The organism is Janthinobacterium sp. BJB401 (genome assembly GCF_013372745.1).
Taxonomy (GTDB): Bacteria; Pseudomonadota; Gammaproteobacteria; order Burkholderiales; family Burkholderiaceae_D; genus Janthinobacterium; species Janthinobacterium rivuli.
In genome coordinates this window covers 40,511-63,477 of record NZ_JABXFH010000032.1, presented here as the reverse complement: position 1 = coordinate 63,477, position 22,967 = coordinate 40,511, and the positions used below count along the sequence as shown (strand labels likewise).

21 protein-coding genes are annotated in these 22,967 nt (G+C 63.1%); 4 read left to right on the top strand and 17 right to left on the bottom strand.

What is annotated here, in order from left to right; all coding sequences use genetic code 11:
* Positions 1-187: 187 nt before the first annotated feature.
* Complete coding sequence (locus tag HWE17_RS19485) at positions 188-3,784, top strand: indolepyruvate ferredoxin oxidoreductase family protein (protein ID WP_176389870.1); 3,597 nt, start codon at positions 188-190, stop codon at positions 3,782-3,784.
* 651 nt (positions 3,785-4,435) lie between these two features.
* Here the strand turns inward: HWE17_RS19485 and HWE17_RS19480 are convergent.
* On the bottom strand, positions 4,436-5,446 hold the full coding sequence (locus HWE17_RS19480) for a substrate-binding domain-containing protein (RefSeq protein ID WP_035823717.1): 1,011 nt from the start codon (positions 5,444-5,446) through the stop codon (positions 4,436-4,438).
* 444 nt (positions 5,447-5,890) lie between these two features.
* Between HWE17_RS19480 and HWE17_RS19475 the strand changes: the two genes are divergently transcribed.
* Positions 5,891-6,223, top strand: a complete 333-nt coding sequence (locus HWE17_RS19475; RefSeq protein ID WP_035828508.1) for a hypothetical protein — start codon at positions 5,891-5,893, stop codon at positions 6,221-6,223.
* A 1-nt stretch (position 6,224) separates the two neighbouring features.
* Here HWE17_RS19475 and HWE17_RS19470 read toward each other — a convergent pair whose 3' ends face one another.
* Positions 6,225-7,268 (bottom strand): MBL fold metallo-hydrolase, encoded by a 1,044-nt coding sequence (locus HWE17_RS19470; protein WP_099401204.1) that lies wholly within the window; start codon positions 7,266-7,268, stop codon positions 6,225-6,227.
* A 169-nt stretch (positions 7,269-7,437) separates the two neighbouring features.
* Between HWE17_RS19470 and HWE17_RS19465 the strand changes: the two genes are divergently transcribed.
* Positions 7,438-8,061 carry a TetR/AcrR family transcriptional regulator gene (locus HWE17_RS19465; RefSeq protein ID WP_099401203.1) on the top strand — a complete coding sequence of 208 codons (624 nt, stop codon included), beginning with the start codon at positions 7,438-7,440 and terminating at the stop codon, positions 8,059-8,061.
* Here HWE17_RS19465 and HWE17_RS19460 read toward each other — a convergent pair.
* Together HWE17_RS19460 and HWE17_RS19455 are read right to left on the bottom strand one after the other, a co-directional pair.
* A complete protein-coding gene (locus HWE17_RS19460) occupies positions 8,034-9,131 on the bottom strand; it encodes an exo-alpha-sialidase (RefSeq protein ID WP_176389869.1) in 1,098 nt (365 codons plus the stop codon). The two genes, HWE17_RS19465 and HWE17_RS19460, sit on opposite strands and share 28 nt — an antisense overlap.
* A 2-nt stretch (positions 9,132-9,133) precedes the next feature.
* Positions 9,134-9,403: a MoaD/ThiS family protein gene (locus HWE17_RS19455; RefSeq protein ID WP_176389868.1), complete on the bottom strand. Its 270-nt coding sequence runs from the start codon at positions 9,401-9,403 to the stop codon at positions 9,134-9,136.
* A gap of 92 nt (positions 9,404-9,495) precedes the next feature.
* Between HWE17_RS19455 and HWE17_RS19450 the strand changes: the two genes are divergently transcribed.
* Positions 9,496-9,807: a hypothetical protein gene (locus HWE17_RS19450; protein WP_035823702.1), complete on the top strand. Its 312-nt coding sequence runs from the start codon at positions 9,496-9,498 to the stop codon at positions 9,805-9,807.
* Position 9,808: 1 nt separating this feature from the next.
* Here HWE17_RS19450 and HWE17_RS19445 read toward each other — a convergent pair whose 3' ends face one another.
* The 13 genes from HWE17_RS19445 to HWE17_RS19385 form a co-directional block, all read right to left on the bottom strand.
* On the bottom strand, positions 9,809-10,099 hold the full coding sequence (locus HWE17_RS19445) for a 2Fe-2S iron-sulfur cluster-binding protein (protein WP_176389867.1): 291 nt from the start codon (positions 10,097-10,099) through the stop codon (positions 9,809-9,811).
* A 16-nt stretch (positions 10,100-10,115) separates the two neighbouring features.
* Positions 10,116-11,264: a Gfo/Idh/MocA family protein gene (locus tag HWE17_RS19440; RefSeq protein ID WP_176389866.1), complete on the bottom strand. Its 1,149-nt coding sequence runs from the start codon at positions 11,262-11,264 to the stop codon at positions 10,116-10,118.
* Between the two features lie 9 nt (positions 11,265-11,273).
* A complete protein-coding gene (locus HWE17_RS19435; protein ID WP_176389865.1) occupies positions 11,274-12,326 on the bottom strand; it encodes a sugar phosphate isomerase/epimerase in 1,053 nt (350 codons plus the stop codon).
* A gap of 79 nt (positions 12,327-12,405) precedes the next feature.
* Complete coding sequence (locus tag HWE17_RS19430) at positions 12,406-13,341, bottom strand: substrate-binding domain-containing protein (protein WP_225243231.1); 936 nt, start codon at positions 13,339-13,341, stop codon at positions 12,406-12,408.
* 97 nt (positions 13,342-13,438) lie between these two features.
* Positions 13,439-14,446: an ABC transporter permease gene (locus HWE17_RS19425; protein ID WP_176389864.1), complete on the bottom strand. Its 1,008-nt coding sequence runs from the start codon at positions 14,444-14,446 to the stop codon at positions 13,439-13,441.
* Positions 14,427-15,914 carry a sugar ABC transporter ATP-binding protein gene (locus tag HWE17_RS19420; protein WP_176389863.1) on the bottom strand — a complete coding sequence of 496 codons (1,488 nt, stop codon included), beginning with the start codon at positions 15,912-15,914 and terminating at the stop codon, positions 14,427-14,429. The genes HWE17_RS19425 and HWE17_RS19420 overlap by 20 nt, the downstream gene beginning before the upstream one ends.
* Positions 15,914-16,939: a LacI family DNA-binding transcriptional regulator gene (locus HWE17_RS19415; protein ID WP_255206315.1), complete on the bottom strand. Its 1,026-nt coding sequence runs from the start codon at positions 16,937-16,939 to the stop codon at positions 15,914-15,916. Before HWE17_RS19415 ends, HWE17_RS19420 begins: the two co-directional genes overlap by 1 nt.
* 125 nt (positions 16,940-17,064) lie before the next feature.
* Complete coding sequence (locus HWE17_RS19410; protein ID WP_099401196.1) at positions 17,065-17,649, bottom strand: hypothetical protein; 585 nt, start codon at positions 17,647-17,649, stop codon at positions 17,065-17,067.
* Positions 17,650-17,673: 24 nt separating this feature from the next.
* On the bottom strand, positions 17,674-18,585 hold the full coding sequence (locus HWE17_RS19405) for a glycerophosphodiester phosphodiesterase (RefSeq protein WP_176389861.1): 912 nt from the start codon (positions 18,583-18,585) through the stop codon (positions 17,674-17,676).
* Positions 18,560-20,200, bottom strand: a complete 1,641-nt coding sequence (locus HWE17_RS19400; protein WP_255206314.1) for a hypothetical protein — start codon at positions 20,198-20,200, stop codon at positions 18,560-18,562. Before HWE17_RS19400 ends, HWE17_RS19405 begins: the two co-directional genes overlap by 26 nt.
* 1 nt (position 20,201) lies before the next feature.
* The gene (locus tag HWE17_RS19395; protein WP_176389860.1) at positions 20,202-21,062 is read right to left on the bottom strand and encodes a hypothetical protein; all 861 of its coding nucleotides are present in this window, start codon (positions 21,060-21,062) and stop codon (positions 20,202-20,204) included.
* A 27-nt stretch (positions 21,063-21,089) separates the two neighbouring features.
* Positions 21,090-22,115: a hypothetical protein gene (locus HWE17_RS19390; RefSeq protein ID WP_176389859.1), complete on the bottom strand. Its 1,026-nt coding sequence runs from the start codon at positions 22,113-22,115 to the stop codon at positions 21,090-21,092.
* Positions 22,112-22,876, bottom strand: coding sequence for a hypothetical protein (locus tag HWE17_RS19385; protein ID WP_176389858.1), 765 nt, complete (start codon positions 22,874-22,876; stop codon positions 22,112-22,114). The genes HWE17_RS19390 and HWE17_RS19385 overlap by 4 nt, the downstream gene beginning before the upstream one ends.
* Positions 22,877-22,967: the final 91 nt, after the last annotated feature.

Genomic DNA, 22,967 nt, shown 5'->3' with positions numbered 1-22,967 from the left:
TTATACCCCCATCGGCAAAGCGTATTTGCCCCCTCCCCTGACTCGTTCTACACTGACCACATTAACTATTTTAAATTTAAAATAGTTATATGCCGCCCACACGCGGCCATCCCGTCTGCACAGCGCGCGCCTTACCGGGCGCGCCCCTTGTACAGCCGTTATCTGAAACACCCTTTTGGAGACAGCCATGTCCGTGACCACGGAAAACGGCTCCGCAGCGTTCGCTAGAAACGCCGGTGCCGCGCCATCTACACCGCTTGAACCTTCCCGTTTGACCACCGTCAGCCTCGACGACAAATACACGGCCACTTCCGGCGCCATCTTCCTGTCCGGCATCCAGGCCCTCGTGCGCCTGCCGATGATGCAGCGCCTGCGCGACCAGGCCGCTGGCCTCAACACGGCCGGCTTCATCTCCGGCTACCGGGGCTCGCCCTTGGGCGGCCTCGACGAGAACCTGTGGAAAGCCAAGAAACAGCTGGAAGCGCACCACGTGCAGTTCGTGCCCGGCGTCAATGAAGACCTGGCCGCCACGGCCGTCTGGGGTTCGCAGCAAGTCGACCTGATCGGCCCGGCCAAGTACGACGGCGTATTTGCCATGTGGTACGGCAAGGGTCCGGGCGTGGACCGCTGCGGCGATGTCTTCAAGCACATGAACCATGCGGGAACGTCAAAACTGGGTGGCGTGCTGCTGGTGGCCGGCGACGATCATGGCGCGTATTCGTCGACCCTGCCGCACCAGTCCGACCATTTGTTTTCCGCCTCGATGATTCCCGTCCTGTATCCCTGCAATGTGCAGGAATACCTGGACCTGGGTATCCACGGCTGGGCCATGTCGCGCTTTTCCGGCTGCACGGTAGCCTTCAAGGCCCTGGCCGACACAGTCGAATCGTCGGCCTCCATCGATGCCGACCCGTTCCGCGTGGAAGTGAAGATTCCGCAGGATTTCATCATGCCCGAAGGCGGCCTGAACGCGCGCCTGTCGAGCATCCCGCTGGGCCAGCAGGCGCGCAACCAGGAAGCGCTGATGCAGGATTACAAGATCTATGCGGCCCTGGCCTACGCGCGCGAAAACAAGCTCAACCACACCACCATCGACAGCCCGAACGCCAAGCTGGGCATCATCGCGTCCGGCAAATCGTATCTGGACGTGCTCGAAGCGCTGGAAGAGCTGGGCATTGATGAGCAGATGGCGGCCGACGTCGGCATGCGGCTGTTCAAGGTGGCCATGCCGTGGCCGCTGGAACCGGACAGCGTGCGCGAATTCGCGCAAGGCCTCGATGAAATCCTCGTCGTCGAAGAAAAACGCCAGATCGTCGAATACCAGTTGAAAGAACAACTCTACAACTGGCGCGACGACGTGCGCCCGCGTGTCATCGGCAAGTTCGACGAAAAGGGCGAATGGGTGGCGCCGCGCGGCGAATGGCTGCTGACCTCGAAGGCCGACTTTTCCGTCTCGCAAGTGGCGCGTGTCATCGCCAGTCGCATCGCGCGCCTGATTTCCGACCCCGTCACGTGCGACCTGATCAAGGCGAGACTCAGTTTCCTCGACGCCAAGGATGCGGTATTAAAGAAAGCCGTAAATACGCCGTTCCGCCCCGCGTTTTACTGCTCCGGCTGCCCGCACAACACCTCGACCAAAGTACCCGACGGCAGCCTGGCGCTGGCCGGCATCGGCTGCCACGTGATGGCCACGTCGATCTACCCGGAAATGAACAAGCTGACCACGCACATGGGCGGCGAAGGCGCGCCGTGGATCGGGCAAGCCGCGTTCTCCGAACTGCCGCACGTGTTCCAGAACCTCGGCGACGGCACCTATTTCCATTCGGGATACCTGGCCATTCGCGCCGCGCAGGCGGCCAAGGTGAACATCACCTACAAAATCCTGTATAACGACGCCGTCGCCATGACGGGCGGCCAGCCCGTGGACGGCCTCATCACCGTGCCGATGTTGGCGCAGCAAGTGGCCGCCGAAGGCATCGCCCGCATCGCCCTGGTCACGGAAGACCTGAGCCGCTACAGCGACCGCAGCAACCTGCCCGCCCACCTGACCTTGCATGACCGCAAGGACATGGATGCCGTGCAGCGAGAATTGCGCGAAGTAGCCGGCGTATCCGTGCTGATCTACGACCAGACCTGCGCCGCCGAGAAACGCCGGCGCCGCAAAAAGGGCGAGTATCCGGACGTGGCCAAACGCATGGTCATCAACGACGCCGTCTGCGAAGGCTGCGGCGACTGCGGCGTGCAGTCGAACTGCGTGTCGATCTTGCCGAAGGAAACGGAATTTGGCCGCAAGCGCACCATCGACCAATCCTCGTGCAACAAGGATTACTCGTGCGCCAAGGGTTTTTGCCCCAGCTTCGTCACGGTCGAGGGCGGCAGCCTGAAGAAGACCAAGACGGGCGCCAGCAAAGCGGGCGAGACGGACAACTTCGGCCCCTTGCCGGAACCGGTACTGCCCGCCTGCGACGCGCCGTACAACATCCTCATCAACGGCATCGGCGGCACGGGCGTCATCACCGTCGGCGCCCTGATGGGCATGGCGGCCCACCTGGAAGGCAAGGGCGCGTCCGTGCTGGACATGACGGGCATGTCGCAAAAGAACGGTTCCGTCACCTCACACGTGAAAATCGCGCGCTCCCCGGCACACCTCCGCGCACAGCGCATCGCCACGGGCGAAGCGGACCTGATCCTGGGCTGCGACATGCTGACGGCCGGCGCGCAGGATGCCGTATCGAAAATGCGTCCGGGCCGCAGCCTGGCCGTCGTCAACCTGCACGAGCAGCCGCCGGGCACGTTTGCGCAAAATGCGGACTGGCAATATCCAACGGCCGAAGTGCGCCAGCTGATCGAGGAATCCGTCGGCGGCGCGGACGCGGCCGACTTCATCGACGCGACAAAACTGGCCACCGCACTGATGGGCGACTCGATCGCCGCCAACCTGTTCATGCTCGGCTACGCCTGGCAAAAAGGCCGCATCCCGCTGACGGAAGCGGCTTTGCTGCGCGCCATTGAATTGAATGGCGTGGGGATCGAATCGAACAAGAAGAGTTTCCTGTGGGGCCGCCGCGCCGCCGTCGACGTGCGCAAGGTCACGCAGATCGCCACGCCGTCGCAAGCGATCATCGTGCAAATGCCGCAAAGCCTCGACAGCGTCATCAAGAAGCGCGTGGAATTCCTCACGGCCTACCAGAACGCCGCGTATGCGGATGGTTATGCCACCTTGGTGAAACAGGTACGCGACCGCGAAAACACCCTGGGACTGGGCCAGAAACTGTCGACGGCCGTGGCGAAAAGCTATTTCAAATTGCTCGCCTACAAGGACGAATACGAAGTGGCGCGCCTGTACACGGATGGCCGTTTCGTGGAGCAATTGCAGCAGCAATTCGAAGGGAATTTCTCCGTGAAATTCAATCTGGCGCCACCGCTGTTCGCGAAGAAAGATGCGAAAGAGCACCTCGTGAAAGCGGAATTCGGTTCCTGGATGTGGCGCGCCTTCAAGCTGCTGGCGAAGGCCAAGGGCTTGCGGGGCGGCACCTTCGACATCTTCGGTTATACAAACGAGCGCAAGATGGAACGCGCCCTGATCGTCGAATACCGCGAACTGCTGGCCGGCATGCTGGTCAACCTGACGGCCGAGAACCTGGCCACCTGCGTGGAACTAGCATCGCTGCCCGAGAAAATCCGCGGCTTCGGCCACGTCAAGGAAGCGGCCGTCGTCACATATCGCCAGGACAAGGCGAGATTATTGGCGGTACTGGCTGACGGAACAACACACGCGGCCTAAGACTCTAAGCTACAGCGCTTGATTCGTAATGCGCTATGCCAGCAGCAGTACACACTGCCGGCATAGCGCATTTTTATTCATGCCTGCACATCTTTATCACACCAGAAAAACGACAACATCACATTCCTCATAAAAATCAGTCACTTACTATCACATGACCAAGCACTGGGTCACCCGGTCCGTGGGCTAGATCAACGCTGGTCAGAATCTTAAATACTATGAAGAATATGCTTGGTTCTAGTACTAAATAGCAAAACTACGGTTTTATACTAGGGTACAGATCGTAGCATGCACTCATGCCGAAATTATTAGTGTGAGCCAGCAAACACTCCTCTGCACTTTTATAACCGAAAAATTTTGGATACAGAAACGGGCTGACGAAAAATCCGAATATAAATGTCACGAGTAAAGCAATTGCAACATTACGTTTACCTAAACCTTGCTTAAGGCGCGACTCAAATGCATGCCTATCAATTTCTTTACAAGCACCTCGCTCTTGTTGGAACAATTTGTCTAATCCTTGCGCAAGTTCACGGCCCGTAATCTCACCATCATCGTAGAGCGTAAGAAGGTTTTCTTTCTCTGAGGCTATGCTCAAAAGGGTGGGATTGGTATCTATGCCAGCTCTCCTCTAGACGAATTATCTTGTTTTCAATCCGCGCAGCGCCCCACCGTCGCCCCCGGCAACAGCACCGGTTGCCAGATTTCCTGCAGCCGTTCCGGCGGCGTGCCGGCCAGCAGCGATTGCAGCATTTCAACCATCTTGGCGCCGGCGCGGCGCAGGTCGGGCTGGTCGATGGTGGTGACGTTGATGCCAATCAAGGTGTCTTCCACATTGCCCCAGACAATGACGGAGATTTCCTTGCCGATCTCGATGCCCGCATCCATCAACGCGCGCACCACGCCGACGCCGGACAAGTGGTTGTCGACGATGACGGCAGTCGGACGGGGAGAGCAGGCCAGCAATTGCTGCATGGCCTGGTAGCCGCTGCGGCGGTCAAAAGTGTTGTCGAGCAGATAGGCGGGATCGACCGGCAAGCCCGCTTGCGCCATGCAGCGGATAAAGCTTTCCTTGCGCTCATACGCAAAATGCAGCGCCAGCGGCGCGCTCAGCAGGGCGATGCGCTGGTGGCCATGCGCCGCCAGGAAGGACACGGCCAGGTCGATGCCCGTGTCGTTGTCGTAGTCAAAATACGCGTACGGCGCGTCGATGCGCGTGCGGCCATTCGCGACAAAAGGAAAGCCGACTTTCGTCAGGTAAGCGATGCGCTCGTCAACCACCTTGGTGCGCCCCACCACCAGGCCATCGACCTGGCGCCCGCGCACCATGTTTTCATATGACGGCTGTTCATTCTGCGGCGACACGGGAGCGATGATCAAACTCATCTTCGACGCTTCGACGGCGTCGGACATGCCATTGACCACGGAAAGAAAGACGCTGTCGCCCAGGTCGCTGGGAAGCAGGGGATAGATCATGCCCAGCACATTGGTGCGGCCGACGGCCAGGCTGCGCGCGAGCGGGTTGGGCCGGTAGCCGACTTTCTTGGCGGCGGCCAGGACGATTTCACGGGTGCGGGAATTGACTTCCGGATAGCCGTTCAACGCCCTGCTGACTGTCGTTTTCGACATGCCGAGGGCAATTGCGAGGCTCTTGAGATTCATGTTAACTACCTGTCTGTATGGCAAAAGAAACCAACTCTGACCGTCAATTATAGCCCAGAGCGCCAAACAGGCCGCGCATTAGCGTGCGCAGACATGGTATAAAAACAACAATACATTGACTATCTAAAAGGCAACGTTTTAAATGTGATCACTTGTGCCTCTCTATGGCATTGCAGCGCCGATGGCTGATAAACAATGCTCAAAGGCGACAGCATGTGCTCACTTCGACAATCACTGGCTCACCTTTGGCATGCCGTGTCGACAACACAGGGCGCACGCGATAGCATTATCAAGAAAACATATTTACTGGAACTGTGCGAGAATTTGTCCTACTCTTGATTCAGGTAAAGGTTACCGCCAGACATGTTGCGTCTGGTGCAGCACATCTTCCTGGACTCCCCTCTTTTCTGTACACGCCTGGACATACTTTCAAAGGTGAACAATGTGGTCACGCTAACGTCTGTCAACAACTTGCAAGCCTCGCTGGCCACGGCGCAACGCCGGGTCGAGCAAGGCCAGAACCAGGTACAGCGCGACAGTGAACAGCTGGCGCAAAGCCGCCAGTTGCTGGCGCGGGAACAGGAATCGCTGAGCCAGACGCAACGCAGCAGCCAGCAAGCCCAGGCCGATGCCCCCACCGCCATCAAGGCGCCGCAGCTGGACCAGGCGATCAAGGTGGCAGTGCCGCAACAAGCCATCCCCGCCGCGCCGAAAAGCACGCCCCAGCTGAACGGCTATGGCCAGACACTGGGACGCCTGATCGACGTGACGGCGTAAATTACCGCACCATCTCTTCTTCCAGCATCGCCAGCCACCATTTTTCACCTTTTTTCGGCTGCGCCAGGTCGACCACCTCGCCCATCTGCGGCGTGGCCAGGTTCACGCCCTGCTTGGCCGCCAGCCCCGTGATGCGGTCAAACGGTTCATGCCAGGCGTGCAGGCCCAGGTCAAAGGTGCCATTGTGTACGGGCATCAGCCATTTGCCGCGCAAGTCCAGGTGGGCTTGCAAGGTCTGTTCCGGCTGCATGTGCACGTCCGGCCACAGCTTGTCGTAGGCACCCGTCTCGATCATGGTCACGTCGAACGGGCCGTACTTGTCGCCGATCTGCTTGAAGCCATCGAAATAGCCGGAGTCGCCGCTGAAAAACACGCGCACGTCCGGTGCGTCGATGACCCACGACGCCCACAGGGTTTGATTGCTGTCAAACAAGCCGCGTCCCGAGAAATGCTGCGATGGCGTGGCGACGAGTTTCACGCCGGCAATCGTCGTGCCTTGCCACCAGTCGAATTGCTGCACCTTGTCCTTCGGCACGCCCCATTCGACCAGGGTATCGCCCACGCCCAGCGGCGCGACAAAGTGTTCCGTCTTGGCGGCCAGCTGCAGCACGGCAGCATAGTCGAGGTGGTCGTAATGGTTATGCGACAGGATCACGGCTTTGATCGGCGGCAAGTCGGCGATGCTGATGGGCGGCTGATGGAAACGCTTCGGTCCTGCCCACTGCACCGGCGAGGCGCGCTCGGAAAACACGGGGTCGGTGAGGAAGAATTCATTGTTCAGTTTCAACAGCAGGGTCGAGTGGCCGAGGCGAAACAGGCTGTTATCGGGTGCGGCCAGCAGCTGCGCCCGAGTCAAGACTTGCACGGGCACGGTAGCGGCCGGCACCGTGCTGTCCGGTTTATCAAAGACAAAAGTCCACAGCAGCTTGAGCGTCGCTGCCGTGCCCAGTTTGTACATTTCCACGGGATTGCGGAACTTGCCTTCGTGGCGTTGTGGGGATTCAGCGGGCGCGGCAGGCGCAGCGCGCAGGGTGCAAGAACTCATGATGATCAGGACTCCCAGAAAGAAGAGACGACGTGCGGCTCGGTGCAAGTGCATATGTGGCCCGGCAAGGAATGTACAAGGATTAAATTACACTACACAGTGTAGTTCCTATTTCTGGCAAAGTAAACCAGGAGGTGTAAAATATTGTTTTCAAAGGAGATTTTCAGCCATGGCAGCACCGCAACGCCTCACCGACCGCAAGCGCGTCGCCATCGTCGATGCCGCCATCGCCGAGTTCCGCGACCACGGTTTTGATGCGACCAGCATGGACAGGATCGCTGCCACGGCCGCCGTTTCCAAGCGCACCGTGTACAACCATTTCCCCAGCAAGGACGAGTTGTTCGCGGAAATCCTGCAGCGCATGTGGGAAAGCAGCGTGGCCCAGCCCGCCGTGCCCTATGTTGCCGACCAGCCGCTGCGCCCGCAAGTGCTGGCCCTGGTCGAGCAGAAAATGGTGTTGTTATGCGACGCGGCCTTCATCGACCTGGCGCGCGTGATCTTTGGCGAAACCATCCACTCGCCCGAGCGGGCGCAAGCCATGGTGGCGCGCCTGAATGAAAAGGAAACGGGCCTGAATATCTGGATCCGCGCGGCGCAGCAAGACGGGCGCATCAAGGCGGGCGAGACGGTGGAAGTGGCGCACCTCTTGATGTCGCCTTTAAAAACCTTTGCCTTCTGGCCGCAGATCACCCTGGGCGAGCCTCTGCTGGGCCCGGCACGCCGGCGCGAAGTGACGGAACTGGCCGTCGATATCTTCCTGTGCTACTACGGCGTGGCAAAACAGACGGCATAAACGGGCGGCAAGTGAGCAGAGATGGTCTGCCAATGCTCGCCCTCGTCGCCCGAATACCAGGCGCCCCCTGTCGTTGAGGCCATCAATAAACTTCGGCCGTCGTCGGCCAGCGCCAGCCCGTGGCGGTAGATGAGGTCGTAGCAATGCTGCTGCGGCAAGCCCGCGCGCAACACCTCGAAGGTTTTTCCGCCATCGCGCGTGCGCGTGACGGCCAGCGCGCCATCGATGGGAATGCGCAGCACGTCCGCCTGCGCCGGCACGAACCAGGCCGTGTCGCCATCGCGCGGATGGACGGCCACGGCAAAGCCGAAATGCGACAGCGGCGCCGTGGTGACTTCCTGCCAGTGCCAGCCGGCATCGTCCGAACGCCAGATGCCGTTATGGTGCTGGCACCACAGCGCGTCCGGCGTGCCGGCGCTGCGCACGATGCGGTGCGGGTCTTGCACGGCTTCGTTTTCATCGAGCTCGGGTGGCATGTAATCGGCGCGCATGCCCGTCGCGCTCAAGGCCCAGCTGGCGCCGCCATCGCGCGTTTGCCACACGCCGCCGCAGGACACGCCGACCAGCACCTTGCTGCTGTCGCGCGGGTCGACGCAGATGCTGTGGATGCCGGGCACGTCGTAGCCGCCGCCAAACCACTGCGCCCGCTGCGGCACGTTCCACAAGGATTCCACCAGCTGCCAGCTGTCGCCGCGGTCGATTGAACGGAACAGGCCGCCAGGCAGGGTGCCCGCCCACAGCACGCCGGGCTGGTCCGCGCCGCCGGCGGCCAGCGACCAGATCTGCCGCAGAGTCCAGTCCACGGTATCGGTGCTGTCTTCCGGCTTGGCGGGGTAGGCGGGCACAGCGACTTCCTGCCACGCGCTGGCGCCCGCGTCGAGGCGGTGCAGCTTGGCGCCGAAGTGCCCCAGGTTCAGGGCGACATATAAGGCGCCGTCGCGGCCATCGTGCAGCAGCATGGAAACGGGATCGCCGGCAAACTGCACCAGCGCCAGCTGCCAGGCGCCGGCCGCATCGACATCGAACTGGAACAAGCCCTTGCGGGTGCCGAGATACGCGCGTTGAGCCATACTTAACCTCCGGAAAGTGCTTGCAAGATATACACCTGGCTGTCGGGCCGCAAGGCATCGTCGAGCACGCGCCGCTCGCGGCAGCGGGCGCCGTCGATGAAAATCACCACATTGGGACGCAAAGCCCCCTGCTCGTCGAGCACATAACCGCGCAGGCGCGGCTGCTGCGCAAACGCGCTATCCAAGGCCGCGCGCAGGCGTGGCGCGGCCACCTCGAGCGTGGGGACGTCGAGGTAGCGTGCCAGTTGTTGCGTAAAATGCAGATGCGCCATGCTGCCCTTCGACGTCGTCGGCCTCGACTCATTCTAGTCCGCTTTGCGGCCAATACAATTAAAATAGCGGCAAGCACACAAGGAGGCCAGGCATGACGATTACCCCGGAAGAACTAGCGGTGCTGATGCAGGAGGTGGAAGTGGCCGATCCCATCGATTTTGCCGACTTGCCCTTCGACGAGCAGGAATTGCGCGGGCTGATCGCCAACCACCTGTGCGAGATGGCCGACGCGATGGAAAGTTTCAGCCCGGAAGACCGCAACCTGGCCCTGCTGGCCGTGGCGGCCAAGCTGGTGCTGGAAAACCTCGTGCTACACGTGCAGTTGCTGCGCCGCCACGGCTTGCCAGTCAGCGACAGCGTGGACGCGCTGCTGCAGCGCCTCAAGGGCGGCAAGTCCTCCTGATTCAGGCGCCCGTGCGCACGGCGCGCGCCTGCATGGTGAGGTCGCTTTCGGCCACGGCCACGCAGGGCAGGATGTAGCCGTCGAGCCGTTCATCGGGGCTGATGCCGGGCCAGTCCACCATGTAGCGCACCTGGCCTGCAGGCATGTGGCAGAGGCAGGTGCGGCAAGTGCCATTGCGGCAGGAACTGAGCAGGCGGATACCGGCCAGCTCAGCGGCGGCTAAGATGGTCGTGCCCGCGTCGGCCGGGAATTGCCAGCCTTGCGGAAGGATGGTGATGGTAAAGGAGCGCATGGCTCCAGTGTAACAGTCAGCTTGCCAGGGTCGTCCAGCTCGCGCCATTGGCATGACTGCGCAGCACGGCTTCCGCAAAGGCCAGACCGGCCACGCCGTCGGTGACGGTGGGCAGCCAGCTGGCTTCCTTGGGCATGGGCAAGCCCGATTGCAAGGCGCGGATGGCCAGGGCCGCGTCCAGGTACAGCTGCGCGAACGCTTCCAGATACCCCTCCGGATGGCCGGCCGGCACGCGCGTGGCGTGGCGCGCAGCGGCGCTGTCGACCCGGCCCGGACGCAGCAGCTGGCGGTTGCCACCCTGCGGCGTACACCACAGCTCATTTGGTTGTTCCTGGTCAAAATCGAGCTGCGCCTTGCTGCCGAACAGGCGCAGGCGCACCGTGTTTTCGCAACCGGTGGCCACCTGGCTGGCCCACAGGGTGCCTTTCGCCCCATTGGCGTAGCGCAGCATCACCTGCACGTGGTCGTCCAGGGTGCGATTCGGAACAAAGGTCGACAGTTCCGCCAGCACGGATTGTGGCGTCAAGCCGCTGACGAATTGCGCCAGGTGGTAGGCGTGCAGTCCCACGTCGAGCAGGGTGCCGCCGGGACCGGCCTTGTGCGGGTCGTTATGCCAGTTGCCCTCGTTCATGCCGCCCGCCGCGATCGCATCGGCCAGCCAATCCTGCGAATATTCCACTTGTACGAGGCGCAGCTCGCCGATCTCGCCCGCCTCGACCATGGCCCGGGCGTGGCGCAGCAGCGGGTAGCCGCTGTAGGTATGCGTGAGTGCGAAAAGCAGGTTTTTCTGCTGGGCCAGCGCCGCCAGCTTTTGCCCTTCCGCCAGGGAAATTCCCAGCGGCTTGTCGCAGATCACGTGGATGCCCGCTTCCAGGAACGCCGTGGCGACGGGCGCATGTAAATGGTTCGGCGTGACGATGGCCACGGCTTCGATGCCGTCAGCGCGCGCGGCCTCCGCCTGCGCCATGGCGCGATAATCGCAATAGCTGCGCTCGGGCGCCAGGTGCAGCGCGGCGCCGCTGTCGCGCGCGCGCTGCGGATCGGACGACAGGGCGCCCGCCACCAGCTCGTACTGGTCGTCGATGCGCGCCGCGATGCGGTGCACGGCGCCGATGAATGCGCCCTGCCCGCCCCCTACCATGCCCAGCCGTAAGCGTCGCTGCATGTCGTCTCCTTATTTCAAGCCAAGCAAGTGATGGATTTGATCCTGGTCAACGGCACTGCCCGCGAAATCGTCAAATGCGTGTTCGGCCACATGGATGATGTGCTCGCGGATGAAGCGCGCCCCTTCGGCCGCCCCGTCCTCGGGATGTTTCAAACAGCATTCCCATTCCAGCACGGCCCAGCCGGGAAAGTCGTACTGCGCCATCTTCGAGAAAATCGCCTTGAAATCGATCTGCCCATCGCCCAGCGAGCGGAAGCGCCCGGCGCGGTCCTGCCAGTCGCCATAGCCGCCATACACGCCCTGGCGCCCGTTCGGCCGGAATTCCGCATCTTTCACATGAAAGGCCTTGATGCGCGCATGATAAATGTCGATGAAGGCCAGATAGTCGAGCTGCTGCAGCACGAAGTGGCTGGGGTCGTACAAGATGGACGCGCGCGGGTGGTCGTTGACGGCGGCCAGGAAGCGCTCGAAGGTCACGCCGTCATGCAAATCCTCGCCAGGATGCAACTCATAGCAGACGTCCACACCGGCCGCGTCGAACGCGTCGAGGATGGGCAGCCAGCGTTTGGCCAGTTCGGCAAATGCCGTTTCCACCAGGCCGGCCGGGCGCTGCGGCCATGGATACAGATACGGCCAGGCCAGCGCGCCGGAAAACGTCACGTGCGCCGTCAGGCCCAGGCGCTGCGAAGCGGTGGCCGCCCACAGCAGTTGCTGCGTGGCCCAGGCCGTGCGGGCCGCGCTGTCGCCACGCACGTGTTCGGGCGCAAAGCCGTCGAACAGCGCGTCGTAGGCCGGATGCACGGCGATCAGCTGGCCCTGCAAATGCGTCGACAATTCCGTCACCTGCAAGCCGTGGCGCGCCAGCAGGGCTGTCACGTCGTCGCAATACTGCTGGCTGCCGGCCGCCTGCTCCAGGTCGAACAGACGCGGCGCCGTCGGCAGCTGCAAGCCCTTGTAACCCAGGCCGGCCGCCCATTGCGCCAGGTGCTCGAGCGAGTCGAACGGCGGCTCGTCGCCGAGAAACTGGGCCAGGAAAATAGCCGGGCCCTGGATGGTTTTCATATCAATGTCCTGTTAACCCAAACCGAAACCCGGGGTCGTACCCTGAGGGTACGACCCCAGCCCTGGTTTTGGGGTGTCGTTAAAAAGGCGAGTTCGGAAAGTAAAACTGCTTGGCGTTCTCGCGCGTGATCAGCACCGAAGGGATGATCGTGTTGGCCGGCAATTTATCACCTTTCAGGCGCGCTTCCGTCGTCAGTTTGATGGCGTCGTACATGAATTTCGGCGAGTACGATACGTCGGCCACGATCAGCGGGTCGGAGCCATCCATGATCTTTTTCACGGCGCCCTTCGCGCCCGCGCCGCCGAACACTTGCTTGATGTCCGTGCGCTTGGCTTGCGCGATGGCTTTTTGTACGCCGATGGCCATGTCGTCATCGGCGGCCCAGACGGCGTCGATGTGCTTGAAGCGGGTCAGGTAATCCTGCATGACCTTGAAGGCATCGTCGCGGTTCCAGTTGCCATATTTGGCGTCGAGCACCTTGATCTCGGGATGGCCCTTCATCACGGCGGAAAACGCGTCGTAGCGCTCGTTGTCGAGGGTGGTCGGCATGCCGCGCAGTACGACGATATTGCCCTTGCCATTCAGGCTTTTCGCCAGATACTCGGCCGGCAGCTTGCCGAAGGCCGTGTTGTCGCCGGCGATGTAGGCATCCTGCGACTGCGTGTTCGTCAAGCCACGGTCGACCACGGTCACGTAGACGCCCTTGTTTTTCACTTGCGCGACGGGCTGCGTCAGCGAGGCCGATTCGATGGGGAAGATCACCAGGGTGTTGATCTTGTTCACCGTCAACATGTCCTGCAACTGGTTCGCCTGCTCGGGCGCCGTGGCGGCCGTCTTGACGATGATTTTCAGGCCCGGATGGGCTTTTTCCAGTTCCGCCTTGGCCTGGTTCGCCCACCAGACGATGCCCGAGGTAAAGCTGTGCGTGGCCGTGGGAATCGCCACGCCCACCACCAGCTTCTCCGCCGCCTGTGCACTCGGCAGCGCCCACGCCTGCATCACCAGCACTGCCATCCCTGCTACCCCTGCTACCCGTCTAAAGCTCTTCATGCTGCTCTCCTCCAAGGTTGTGGGCGCCCGTTGGCTGCCCTTTCAGAACGCCGCTGTGTTTTTATTTGCGGCCTCGCTGCAGGAAGGCGACGGCGATGATCACCACGCCTTGCACTGCGGCATTCAGGTAGACACTGATGATGCTGGTCAAATTCAGGATATTGCTGATCACGGACAAGAGGATGGCGCCGATCACAGTGCCGACGATGCGCCCCTCTCCCCCCTTCAGCGCCGTGCCGCCAACGACGACGGCGGCGATGGCTTCGAGTTCCCACAGCAAGCCCGTGGTCGGCGTGGCCGAGCCCAGGCGCGGCACGTACAGCACCGTGGCGATGCCCACGCAGACGCCCAGCAGCATGTAGGTGGCAATTTTCACCTTGTCGACATTGATGGCCGCATAGCGCGCCACTTGCTCGTTGGAACCAATCGCCTGCACGTGGCGGCCAAAGGTCGTGCGGTTGAGGATGATGGCGCCGGCCGCAGCGACGAATAAAAAGATCCAGATCGGGATCGGCGCGCCCAGCACGCTCGTGTAGTAGACGGGGCTGTACAGCTCGGACAGGGTGGCGTCCAGCGTCAGGGCACCGCCATCAGCCAGGTAGGTCAAGACGGCGCGGAAGATGCCCAAGGTGCCCAGGGTCACGATGAACGGCTCGATATTGCCCTTGCTGATCAACAAGCCATGCATCAGGCCGAATCCGGCACCCAATACCAGCGCCATGGCGATGCCCAGCACCAGCATGGTGATCGGCGCCAGATCGCCGCCCGCGCCTTGCGCCAGCGCATTCATGAAATAAATCATGCAGCCGGCGATCAGGGCCGCCATCGAGCCAACGGACAAGTCGATACCGCCGGAGATGATCACGAAGGTCATGCCAACGGCGATGATGCCAATAAAAGCCGTGCGCGTGAGCACGTTCATCAGGTTATCCAAGGTGGCGAAGTCGCCATTGAGCAAGGTGCCCGCGATGCACAGAGATAAAAGGCCCAGCACGGGGCCAAAGCCCTTGATGCGCGCGCCAAATTGGGCCAGGGGGGATACGCTCGTATCAGTGCGTGCCGGTTGCATGGGCAATCAACTCCTCTTCAGTCAGGTGGTCAGCAGACAGGGTGGCTTGCAAGGTGCCGGCGCGCATCACGGCGACCCGGTGGCACAGGCCAATCAATTCGATCAGTTCGGATGAAATCACGATCACGGCGCGCCCTTCGGCGGCCAGGCGGTGTATCAGGAAATATATGTCGCGCTTGGCGCCCACGTCCACGCCACGGCTCGGCTCGTCGAGCACGACGACGCGCGGGTCCGAATGCAGGTATTTCGCCAGCGCCAGCTTTTGCTGGTTGCCGCCGGACAGCATGCGCGCGCGGCTGTCGAGGTCGCCTGTGCGGATATTGAAATCCGCGACGGCCTTGGCCAGCGCCTGTTTCTCTCCATCAACATCCAGCCAGGGCCGCGCATAGCGCTCCATCGTCATCATCGTGAGGTTTTCACGCAAGCCCAGGTTCACGTGCAAGCCCTTGCCCTTGCGGTCTTCGCTCAGATAGGTCATGCCGTGCTGCATGGCTTGCTTGGGGGTACGAATATCCACGGGCTGGCCATTGAGCTGGATCACACCCGCGCTGCGCGGACGCAAGCCCAGCAGCGCCTCGAACGATTCCGTGCGCCCCGCGCCCACCAGGCCCGCAAAGCCCAGCACTTCGCCAGCGCGCACCTCGAACGACAGGTCCCTGGACCAGCCCGGCACGCACAAGCCATCGACTTTCAGGAGTACGGGTGCGTCCGGCGCCAGCGCCACCTTGACCGGAAACATGTCCGACAATTCGCGCCCCACCATCAGGTTCGCCATCTGCTGGCGCGTGAGGCTGGCCGTCGGTTCGCGCGTGACGAAACGCCCGTCGCGCATGACGATGACCTCGTCCGTGTTGCGCTCGACTTCATCGAGCTTGTGGGAAATGTAGAGAATGGTGACGCCGTCCGCTTTCAACTGCGCCATCACGGCAAACAAACGCTGGGTTTCCGACGACGTCAGGGTGGCGGTCGGCTCGTCCATGATCAAAAAGCGGGCGCGGCGCGACAGGGCCTTGGCGATTTCCACAAGTTGCTTTTCAGCCACGATCAGGTCGCGGATTTTCGTGTCGGGCGACACGTCCAGGCCCACCTGTTTCAGGTAGCGCGACGCTTCTTCCTTCATGGCGCTCTCGTCGAGCAGCCAGCCGCGCGTCTTTTCGTGGCCAAGGAACATGTTTTGCGCCACCGTCAGGTGCTCGGCCAGGTTGAATTCCTGGTGGATCAGCACGATGCCGGCCGATTCCGCCGCGCGCGAACTGGCAAAGCGCTGGGGCTGGCCATCGATCAGCAACTGGCCTTCGCTCACGCCTTCATAGCCGGCGAGGATTTTCATCAAGGTCGACTTGCCGGCGCCATTTTCGCCCAGCAAGCCATACACGCGCCCCGGCGACAGGGTAAAGCTGACGCCATGCAAGACGCGCACGGGGCCGAAATCCTTGCACACCCCCTCGAAACCGACGGCAACGCTCACTATGCACTCCCTCGCAGAATTAATTGGTGTTGCAGCAGCACACCGGGCACCTGGGCCGCCGGGTCCGCCAGCCGTTGCAGCAGCAGGCGCGCCGCCGTCTCGCCCAGCTCGCGCATCGGTTGCGCAATCGTGGTGAGGCCCGGATCGATCTGCGCGGCGATGGCGATATCATCGAAGCCGATCACGGCCACGTCCTCGGGCACGCGCTTGTTCAGCTGGCGCAGCGCGCTCAAGACGCCGATGGCCAGGGTGTCGGAGACGGCAAAGATGGCCGTCGGAGCGTCGGGCTGCGCCATCATCCGCAACGTGGCGGCCGTGCCCGCTTCGTAATCGAGGCTTTGCACCGTGTGCACCCACTGCGGCTGCACGGGCAGGCCGGCCGCCGCCAGGGTGTCCAGATAGCCTTGCTGGCGTTGCCGCGCATACAGATAGCGCTCGTCGGAGTTGATCAGTCCGATGCGCGTATGGCCGCGCGACAGCAGATGCGCAACGGCGTCGGAGGCGGCGCGGTGGTTGTCGATGCCGACATAGGGCACGGCCACGGCGGGGTCGAATTCGCAGCACGCCACCCACGGCAGGCTGACGGATTCATGCGACAAGGCATGTTGCACCGTGTCCGGATCGAGGCAGATGGCGCCATCGGCGCGATGCATGCGCAGCAGGTCGAAATAGGAGCGCTCACGGCCCGCGTCGGCGCCCGTGTCGCACAGCAGCACGAAGTAGCCATGTTCGCGCGCCACCGTATCGATGCCGCGCACGATCTGCGCATAGAACGGGTTGCCCACGTCGGGCACCATGGTGAGCAGCATGCGGCTCTCGGCCGTGCGCAGGCTGCGCGCCAGATGGTTCATGCGGTAGCCGAGCGCGGCGACAGACGCCAGCACCTTGTCGCGCGTGGGCGCCCGCACTCCCGCCTGCTCGTTCATCACGCGCGAGACGGTGGCCACCGACACGCCCGCATGCGCGGCGACGGCGCTGATGGAGACGGTTTCTGTCGGCAAAGGGGATGGGACGGCTGCTGGCATGGTGCTTTTCATATAAATGTAATCGATTACATTTATAAGCCAGTCGCACGCCCGATGCAAACATTATCGATGCTGCGGTGCGCAAAAAATGGGCAAAAAGCGGCCCTGCGCGGACCGTCGGTAAGCTATTTCTGGGGCTGCAAGGCGCTCTGCTGCACGGCAAAACCGGCGCGCACGGCGGACAGGGCCGCCACCCACAGGATCAGGCCGGCACCGAGGCAGCCGACGGGATGGATGGGGCCATGGCGCAAGGTCAGCGGATAGCCGATGGCCCACACGCACAGCGCCATGCCGATGGCCAGGTGGCGGCGCGCCTTGAACAGCCAGGCCAGCGGAAAGAAATGCAGGCCCACGATCAAGATGACGGCAGGAATGAACCACGCCTGCAGCCCCAGGTTTTTCAGGACGTTGCCGACGATGAAGATGGCGATCCATTGCCCGGCGTTCACGATATTGAACAGCCGGCCCACGCGTTTGGCCTGTGGCGATTGTTCCGCCGCCGCATGCGCGGCCCGGTGGCGGCGAAACTGGCGCCACGCCAGCATGAACAGCAAGACGGTGATTGCGGCAACCGGCAGCAACCTCAAGGGATGCGCGCCATACGTCTGCACGCACCAGGCGGCCACCCACAGGCCGCCAAACAGGGAAAAGAACATGGCGCCAATGGCGCTGCCGGCAAGGTTGGCGGGGGTCGATGGTGGCATGGTCATGGCGTGGTCTCTCGGTGAAAGCGCTTACTTCATCATCGCGCAAAACGTCTCGGGATTGCCGTCAAGGATGACGCCGCTGGGCAGGCGGTGGCTGCGCTGCTGCGCGCGCAACAGCGAGGCGGCCAGGGCCGAGTCGCCATCGACGGCATACACGAAAACGGGCATGTTCAGGCTGGCGGCGTCCATCAGCAAATTCGGATTGGCATCCAGGCTGCGGGCGTCGACGTGCACGCCCGTGGGCATGCCGATCTGCTGCTGCACGCGCTGCAGCCACGGCTTGTCCAGCTTGGGCGGACGGGCATTTTTTGCGATATAGCGGCTGACCCGGTTGGCGCCAGCCGCCTGCGCATTGCGCGCGTCAAACACGAGCAGGCCCAGGTAACCCTGCGGATCGGCGCGGCGCGCGCACGCGAGGTTGTTCGGCACGCCCGACGTCAGGAACCAGTTGCCGTGCTTGATGTTCGCGCGCAACTGCCCCACCAGGGTGGCGATCGGTGCGCACGAGGACACGACATCCTTGATTTCCGCGTTCAGGGTTTTACTCGGGAAAGCCGTGGCCAGATCGGCGACGTCGCTGACGAAGGGCGGCGTTTCCGGCGTGGCCACGCCGCGGTTCTTCATGCTGGCGGCGCGCCAGTCGTCGGCCGTCAGTTGTTTCACGGTGCGGGGCGATCCCGTGTCGACGACTCTGCCCGTCAGCAAGTCGTGGTGCACCACCCAGCTGCCGTCGCCGAGCAGCTGCAAATCCGTCTCGACGCCGTCCCAGGTGCCAAAATACGTGTTGCGCAGCGCGCTCAGCGAGTTTTCCGGCGCATTGCCGGCGCCGCGGTGGGCGTGCACCTTCATGCCCAGGCAGTCGGCCTGGACAGCCGTGCTGGCCATGGAAAGCAGCAAGGCCAGTGCGGCCGCCTTATTTTTGTCCCGGATGATAGCCATAGTGAATTCCCTGCAAAACGTGGATGCGGATCGCTTCGTTGACGGGGTAGCTGTAGCCCTGCCCCACCGCCACGACGTGCGTGATATTGGCCAGCAAGCCCTTGCCGGCGATTTGCCAGCGCGTGCTGTCGTCGGCGGCCTGACGGTTCCAGTCCAGCATCTGGCGGAACAGCTCGCTCTTCGTGACATTATTGTCCGAGAGGGTAAAGATACCCCAGGTTCCCAGGAAGGCGCCGGCCAGCACGCCCGTGGCGATCCAGGCGGAACGGCGGCTCAGCTGGCCATCGGCGCCCGCCTGCTCACCGCGGCGCGCCGCCAGCACCAGCAAGCCCACCGTGGCGATCAGGTACAGCAGTTTCGAAAAGTGGCCGATGGCGCCCAAGAGCGAGAAGAACAGGGCGACGGGCGGCACGATGGCCGCGCGCGCCGCTTCCTTGCCCTCTTCAAAATACTTGCCGCCCACCTCGAAGTCGTTGCGGCTGGCGCGGTACTCCACCAGCTTTTCCGCCGTCTGGCGCGCGGCGAACTGGTCGAACAGACGGCTGAACTCGGCCGGACTCGCATACGCGTCCTGCACCACGGCGCCCTTGGGCAAACGCAAGCCCTTGCTCGCTTCGCTGCCATCGCCGCCGTCCGGCCCGTCGCGCAGCACGGCCTGGATGCCGGGGCGCGCGACGAAGGCGGCGAAGGACAAGCCAGGCGGAATGCGGTCGCCCTTGATATGCAAGCCCTTGCTGGCCGCTTCCGACGCATAGCGGCGCTTGACGGCGGCGCGGAAGCTCAATTGGTCGGCCGGATGCCAGTTGGCCGATACGGGCACCTTTTTGCGCACATTGTTGACGACGGCCGCCTTGCGTCGCGCCGGCACGGAATGCGGCTGCCAGCCGTGGCGCGACAGGCTTTGCCGGTAATCGTTCCACGCCGTTTCCTGCTGCTGGCGCAAGCCTGCATCGTCGTCGGGAATCATGCCCGAATACAATTTCCACTTGTCGTGCACTTCGCCAATCGCCTTTTGATACTTGTCATAGTAACCAGCCGCGCCGCCGGCGATCTTGCGGACATTAAAATTGATCAACTGTTCCTTGGCCGGCTCCATGCGCTCATCAAGGTGGCCCACCGAGACGGCCAGGAAGGGAAACAGCGCGAGGAAAGCCTTGCCCTCGGGCTTGGCAAACAGAGTAGCGTCATCGACCAGGCCCTGCAATTGCAGGCTGCCGCCCACCAGCGAGCGCTGCATCAATGTCGTGTTGAAGGCCAGGCGGCGAAATTGCGCATCGCGCGTTTCAACCAGCACCGTGACCGTGGTCTTCAAAATGCCGAACACGACCGCCGCCGTGGCGACGCAGCAAAAGAGGATCTTTTTCCAGCTGGGGCCGCTGCCATTGTTCTTCAGGCGGCGGCGCCACATCAGCTGCAGCACCACCAGCGCGGCGGCGATGCCCGACAGGCTGCGGCCATAGAATTCCACGCCTTCCACGTCCTGCGGCTTGACGTCGCCGCCCACCACGTCGAGCAAACGGGCATTGAAGCCCAGCTCGAAGCACAAATACATGATCGTCAGGACGATCAGGATCAAGGTCTGCCGGATCTGCAGACTGCGCAAACTCGCGGCCATCTTATTTCCTCAAATCGATGACGACGGGCTTGATCTCTTCGGCCTGGAAGATCATCGGCGCCGCCGGGGCAGCCGCTGCGGCACGCGGCGCGGGCAGGCTGATGGCGGCGGGCGTTGCCGCCCTGGCTGCCGGTTCCTGGCGGCGCGCCCTGGCGCTGGCGCGGCTGCCCGTTTTCGGCGCGGCGGCAGGCGCCGGAGCGGCCGCCGGCGGCGCCGGAATCACGCGGCCGCTGTCGTTGCCAGCCGGCATAGTGGCGATGGCAGGCCCCGTGCCGCGCAAGGCATCGTCGGCAAACGGCTGGGCGCGCGTATCGACGCCGGGTGGCACGGCCACGCTGGCGTTGAGCAGGCGGTTGTCCGTGTAGATCATGCGCGACAGGCGGTTGTAGTTGGGGAAGTCGATATTCAGCGATTTTCCATCGGCCGCCACGTCCACGCGGGGGCGGTCCTTGCAATTGCCGACCGTCCACTGCAGCACGTCCGTGCCCTGGAAAGCCAGCACTTCATAGCGGTAGGCGCAGCCGCGCTCCTGCGTTTCCACGATCACCACCGTGCGCTCGCCCACGTTTTCCACCCTCGCCACGCGCGCCGTGATGGCGTTAGCCAGCGGCACGACGCGAAACGCCTGCGACAGCTTGATCGAGTACTTGCCCTGCGGATCCTTGCGCAAGGTCCCTTCCGTGCCGTCGCGCAGGCGGAAGGTGGAAATCGGCGTGCCGAACAGCTCGGCCGTATCGAGGCCCATCAACACGCCGCCACGGCCGTTCGGCGTCATGGCGCAGCCCGTCAACAGGACGCCGGCAGCCACGCCGGCGATCAATTTGCGCCAGTGCGCGGATGCAAAATTCTTATACGTTGTCATGCTCTATAACTTTCTCTTATTTCGGGGTCAGGGATTGATGACGGCCAGCGGATTGCCCGGTCCCGGTGGCGGCAAGACTTTCTGGCGGTTGCGCGACAGCACGGTGAAGGCGCCCAGGGTGTCCGGCCCGGCGACGATTTCCAGCTGCTCGCGCTGCAGCCAGATGCGGATTTCCGCCTCGGTAGCCTCGGCGCGGAACAGCACGCGCGTGCGCACGCCCGTCTCGACGCCGCTGCCGCCGTTGCGGAACTCCGCATTGCCGACGACGGCGCCCTCTTTCGGCAGGAACAGCCACGCCGATTGCACCACCATCACGCTGGCGGCCACGGCCGTGACGAGCTTCAGCCAGCGGTTCGCATTGGCCGCCTGCATCGGCACCTTCGCTGCTGGCGCGGCGGCATCGGCCGGAGCGATCTGCAATTGCTGCAAGCCCTGACGCAGCAATTGCCGGTACGCCACGCGGCCATCCTTGCCCAGCTCGCTCGACAGCGGCGTGCCCGTCAAGGCGTAATCGTCGCCGGGCAGGGCCACGCGGGCGATCACGCCGGGCGCCGCCGTGGCGGCATTCGCGCGGCCATGCCGCTCCAGCCAGCGCGCCGCCTGCAGGCGCTCCTGGCTGAACACGCCCAGGCAGGCGCCCAGGTCCGTCACGGCCAGGGTCACGGGCATGTCGCACAGCACCAGGCCGGCGCGCGGGTCGGCGGGCGCGTCGCGCTCCTCGACCACGAGGCCGCAGGCGTCCGCATACGATGCGTCGGGCGTGACGAGCCAGCCGCGCCAGCGCTGCCGCGAGCTGTCCCAGGCGTCGAGCAGCACGGCGCCAAAGCCGGGACGGCGCGCCAGCAAATGAATCTGCCCACCGGCGATGGGCCGCCCGGCCAGCGGCGCCGCATCGCTGCGGCGCGCAAAGCGTTCCATGAGGTGTTCCGGCACGGCAATGCCGCGCCAGTCGGGGGTATCGCCAGCCACGTCCTCATCCAGCAATTCGATGGAAGACGGGGGCGACGGCAGGCGCGCGGCAACGATGGCCAGCGAGGGCGTCAATGCAGTCATGCCGATGGCCTTTCATCAGTGTTCGGTTGGGTGGACGCGGGGTCCATGTGCAGGGATAACGCGGCCACGCACAAGATATCCAAAACTATTTGCGCCGCCTGCATATCGCGCGCAGCCAGGGCGTCGCCCACGCGCAGCTTGAGCAGGTTCAAGACCCAGCTGCCCAGCAAGGTGGCGCGGTGGGCCGGCTCGACGATCTGGCGCCCCGCGCTATTGGCCTCGCCCTTCTGCCTGTGCACCAGGCCCAACTTGCCGCCGTGGTAATGCGCGGAAGCGATCTGTTCGGCCAACTCCTTGACGGGCATGCCGCCGCAGCCACAATGGCGCAGCAGCAAGATCAAGTCGTGCGGCAAGGTCGTAATAAAACTGTCGGCCGCGTCGCGCACCTGCTGTGGCGTCAGCTGATAGTCGCGCAGCGGTTCCGCATACGCGTCGGGCGCGCGCAGCTCGCAGCCTTCTTGGGCATCGGCATCTTCGTCATCGCGCTGCTTGCGCAACTGGTCGATGATGAAGCGCTTGAAGTACAAAAACAGGGCACCGACGTGGTGGGGCGCCGCGTCGCTGTAGCCGTGCAGGACTTTTTCGATGAAGAACTGGTGGCGCAAGTCGGCCAGCGAGTCGCCCAGCGACGCCGCCTCGCGCGGACGGCACGGCGTCAGCGCGGCGATGACGCGCTGGTAAAACTCGCCCAGTTCGCCTTGTGTCAGCTGCTGGCGGCGGGTCCAGAAAGCATGAATCCGTTCAAATTGTTCCGATTGCAAAGCCGGTCCGATCGTGTGTTGGGCGGCACGCGCCACTGGCCGGCGGCGACGTGCAGCGTGCGCTGGCCAGACAAGAGAAACTTGTCAGTAA

What these genes read in the sequence shown, in the direction of transcription:
- HWE17_RS19465 (WP_099401203.1), top strand. Translation starts at nt 7,438, where the DNA reads ATGGCAGCACCGCAACGCCTCACCGACCGCAAGCGCGTCGCCATCGTC.
- HWE17_RS19445 (WP_176389867.1), bottom strand. Translation starts at nt 10,099, where the DNA reads ATGCGCTCCTTTACCATCACCATCCTTCCGCAAGGCTGGCAATTCCCG.
- HWE17_RS19435 (WP_176389865.1), bottom strand. Translation starts at nt 12,326, where the DNA reads ATGAAAACCATCCAGGGCCCGGCTATTTTCCTGGCCCAGTTTCTCGGC.
- HWE17_RS19450 (WP_035823702.1), top strand. Translation starts at nt 9,496, where the DNA reads ATGACGATTACCCCGGAAGAACTAGCGGTGCTGATGCAGGAGGTGGAA.
- HWE17_RS19440 (WP_176389866.1), bottom strand. Translation starts at nt 11,264, where the DNA reads ATGCAGCGACGCTTACGGCTGGGCATGGTAGGGGGCGGGCAGGGCGCA.
- HWE17_RS19485 (WP_176389870.1), top strand. Translation starts at nt 188, where the DNA reads ATGTCCGTGACCACGGAAAACGGCTCCGCAGCGTTCGCTAGAAACGCC.
- HWE17_RS19455 (WP_176389868.1), bottom strand. Translation starts at nt 9,403, where the DNA reads ATGGCGCATCTGCATTTTACGCAACAACTGGCACGCTACCTCGACGTC.
- HWE17_RS19400 (WP_255206314.1), bottom strand. Translation starts at nt 20,200, where the DNA reads ATGGCCGCGAGTTTGCGCAGTCTGCAGATCCGGCAGACCTTGATCCTG.
- HWE17_RS19460 (WP_176389869.1), bottom strand. Translation starts at nt 9,131, where the DNA reads ATGGCTCAACGCGCGTATCTCGGCACCCGCAAGGGCTTGTTCCAGTTC.
- HWE17_RS19425 (WP_176389864.1), bottom strand. Translation starts at nt 14,446, where the DNA reads ATGCAACCGGCACGCACTGATACGAGCGTATCCCCCCTGGCCCAATTT.
- HWE17_RS19415 (WP_255206315.1), bottom strand. Translation starts at nt 16,939, where the DNA reads ATGCCAGCAGCCGTCCCATCCCCTTTGCCGACAGAAACCGTCTCCATC.
- HWE17_RS19480 (WP_035823717.1), bottom strand. Translation starts at nt 5,446, where the DNA reads ATGAATCTCAAGAGCCTCGCAATTGCCCTCGGCATGTCGAAAACGACA.
- HWE17_RS19430 (WP_225243231.1), bottom strand. Translation starts at nt 13,341, where the DNA reads ATGGCAGTGCTGGTGATGCAGGCGTGGGCGCTGCCGAGTGCACAGGCG.
- HWE17_RS19405 (WP_176389861.1), bottom strand. Translation starts at nt 18,585, where the DNA reads ATGGCTATCATCCGGGACAAAAATAAGGCGGCCGCACTGGCCTTGCTG.
- HWE17_RS19390 (WP_176389859.1), bottom strand. Translation starts at nt 22,115, where the DNA reads ATGACTGCATTGACGCCCTCGCTGGCCATCGTTGCCGCGCGCCTGCCG.
- HWE17_RS19470 (WP_099401204.1), bottom strand. Translation starts at nt 7,268, where the DNA reads ATGAGTTCTTGCACCCTGCGCGCTGCGCCTGCCGCGCCCGCTGAATCC.
- HWE17_RS19395 (WP_176389860.1), bottom strand. Translation starts at nt 21,062, where the DNA reads ATGACAACGTATAAGAATTTTGCATCCGCGCACTGGCGCAAATTGATC.
- HWE17_RS19410 (WP_099401196.1), bottom strand. Translation starts at nt 17,649, where the DNA reads ATGACCATGCCACCATCGACCCCCGCCAACCTTGCCGGCAGCGCCATT.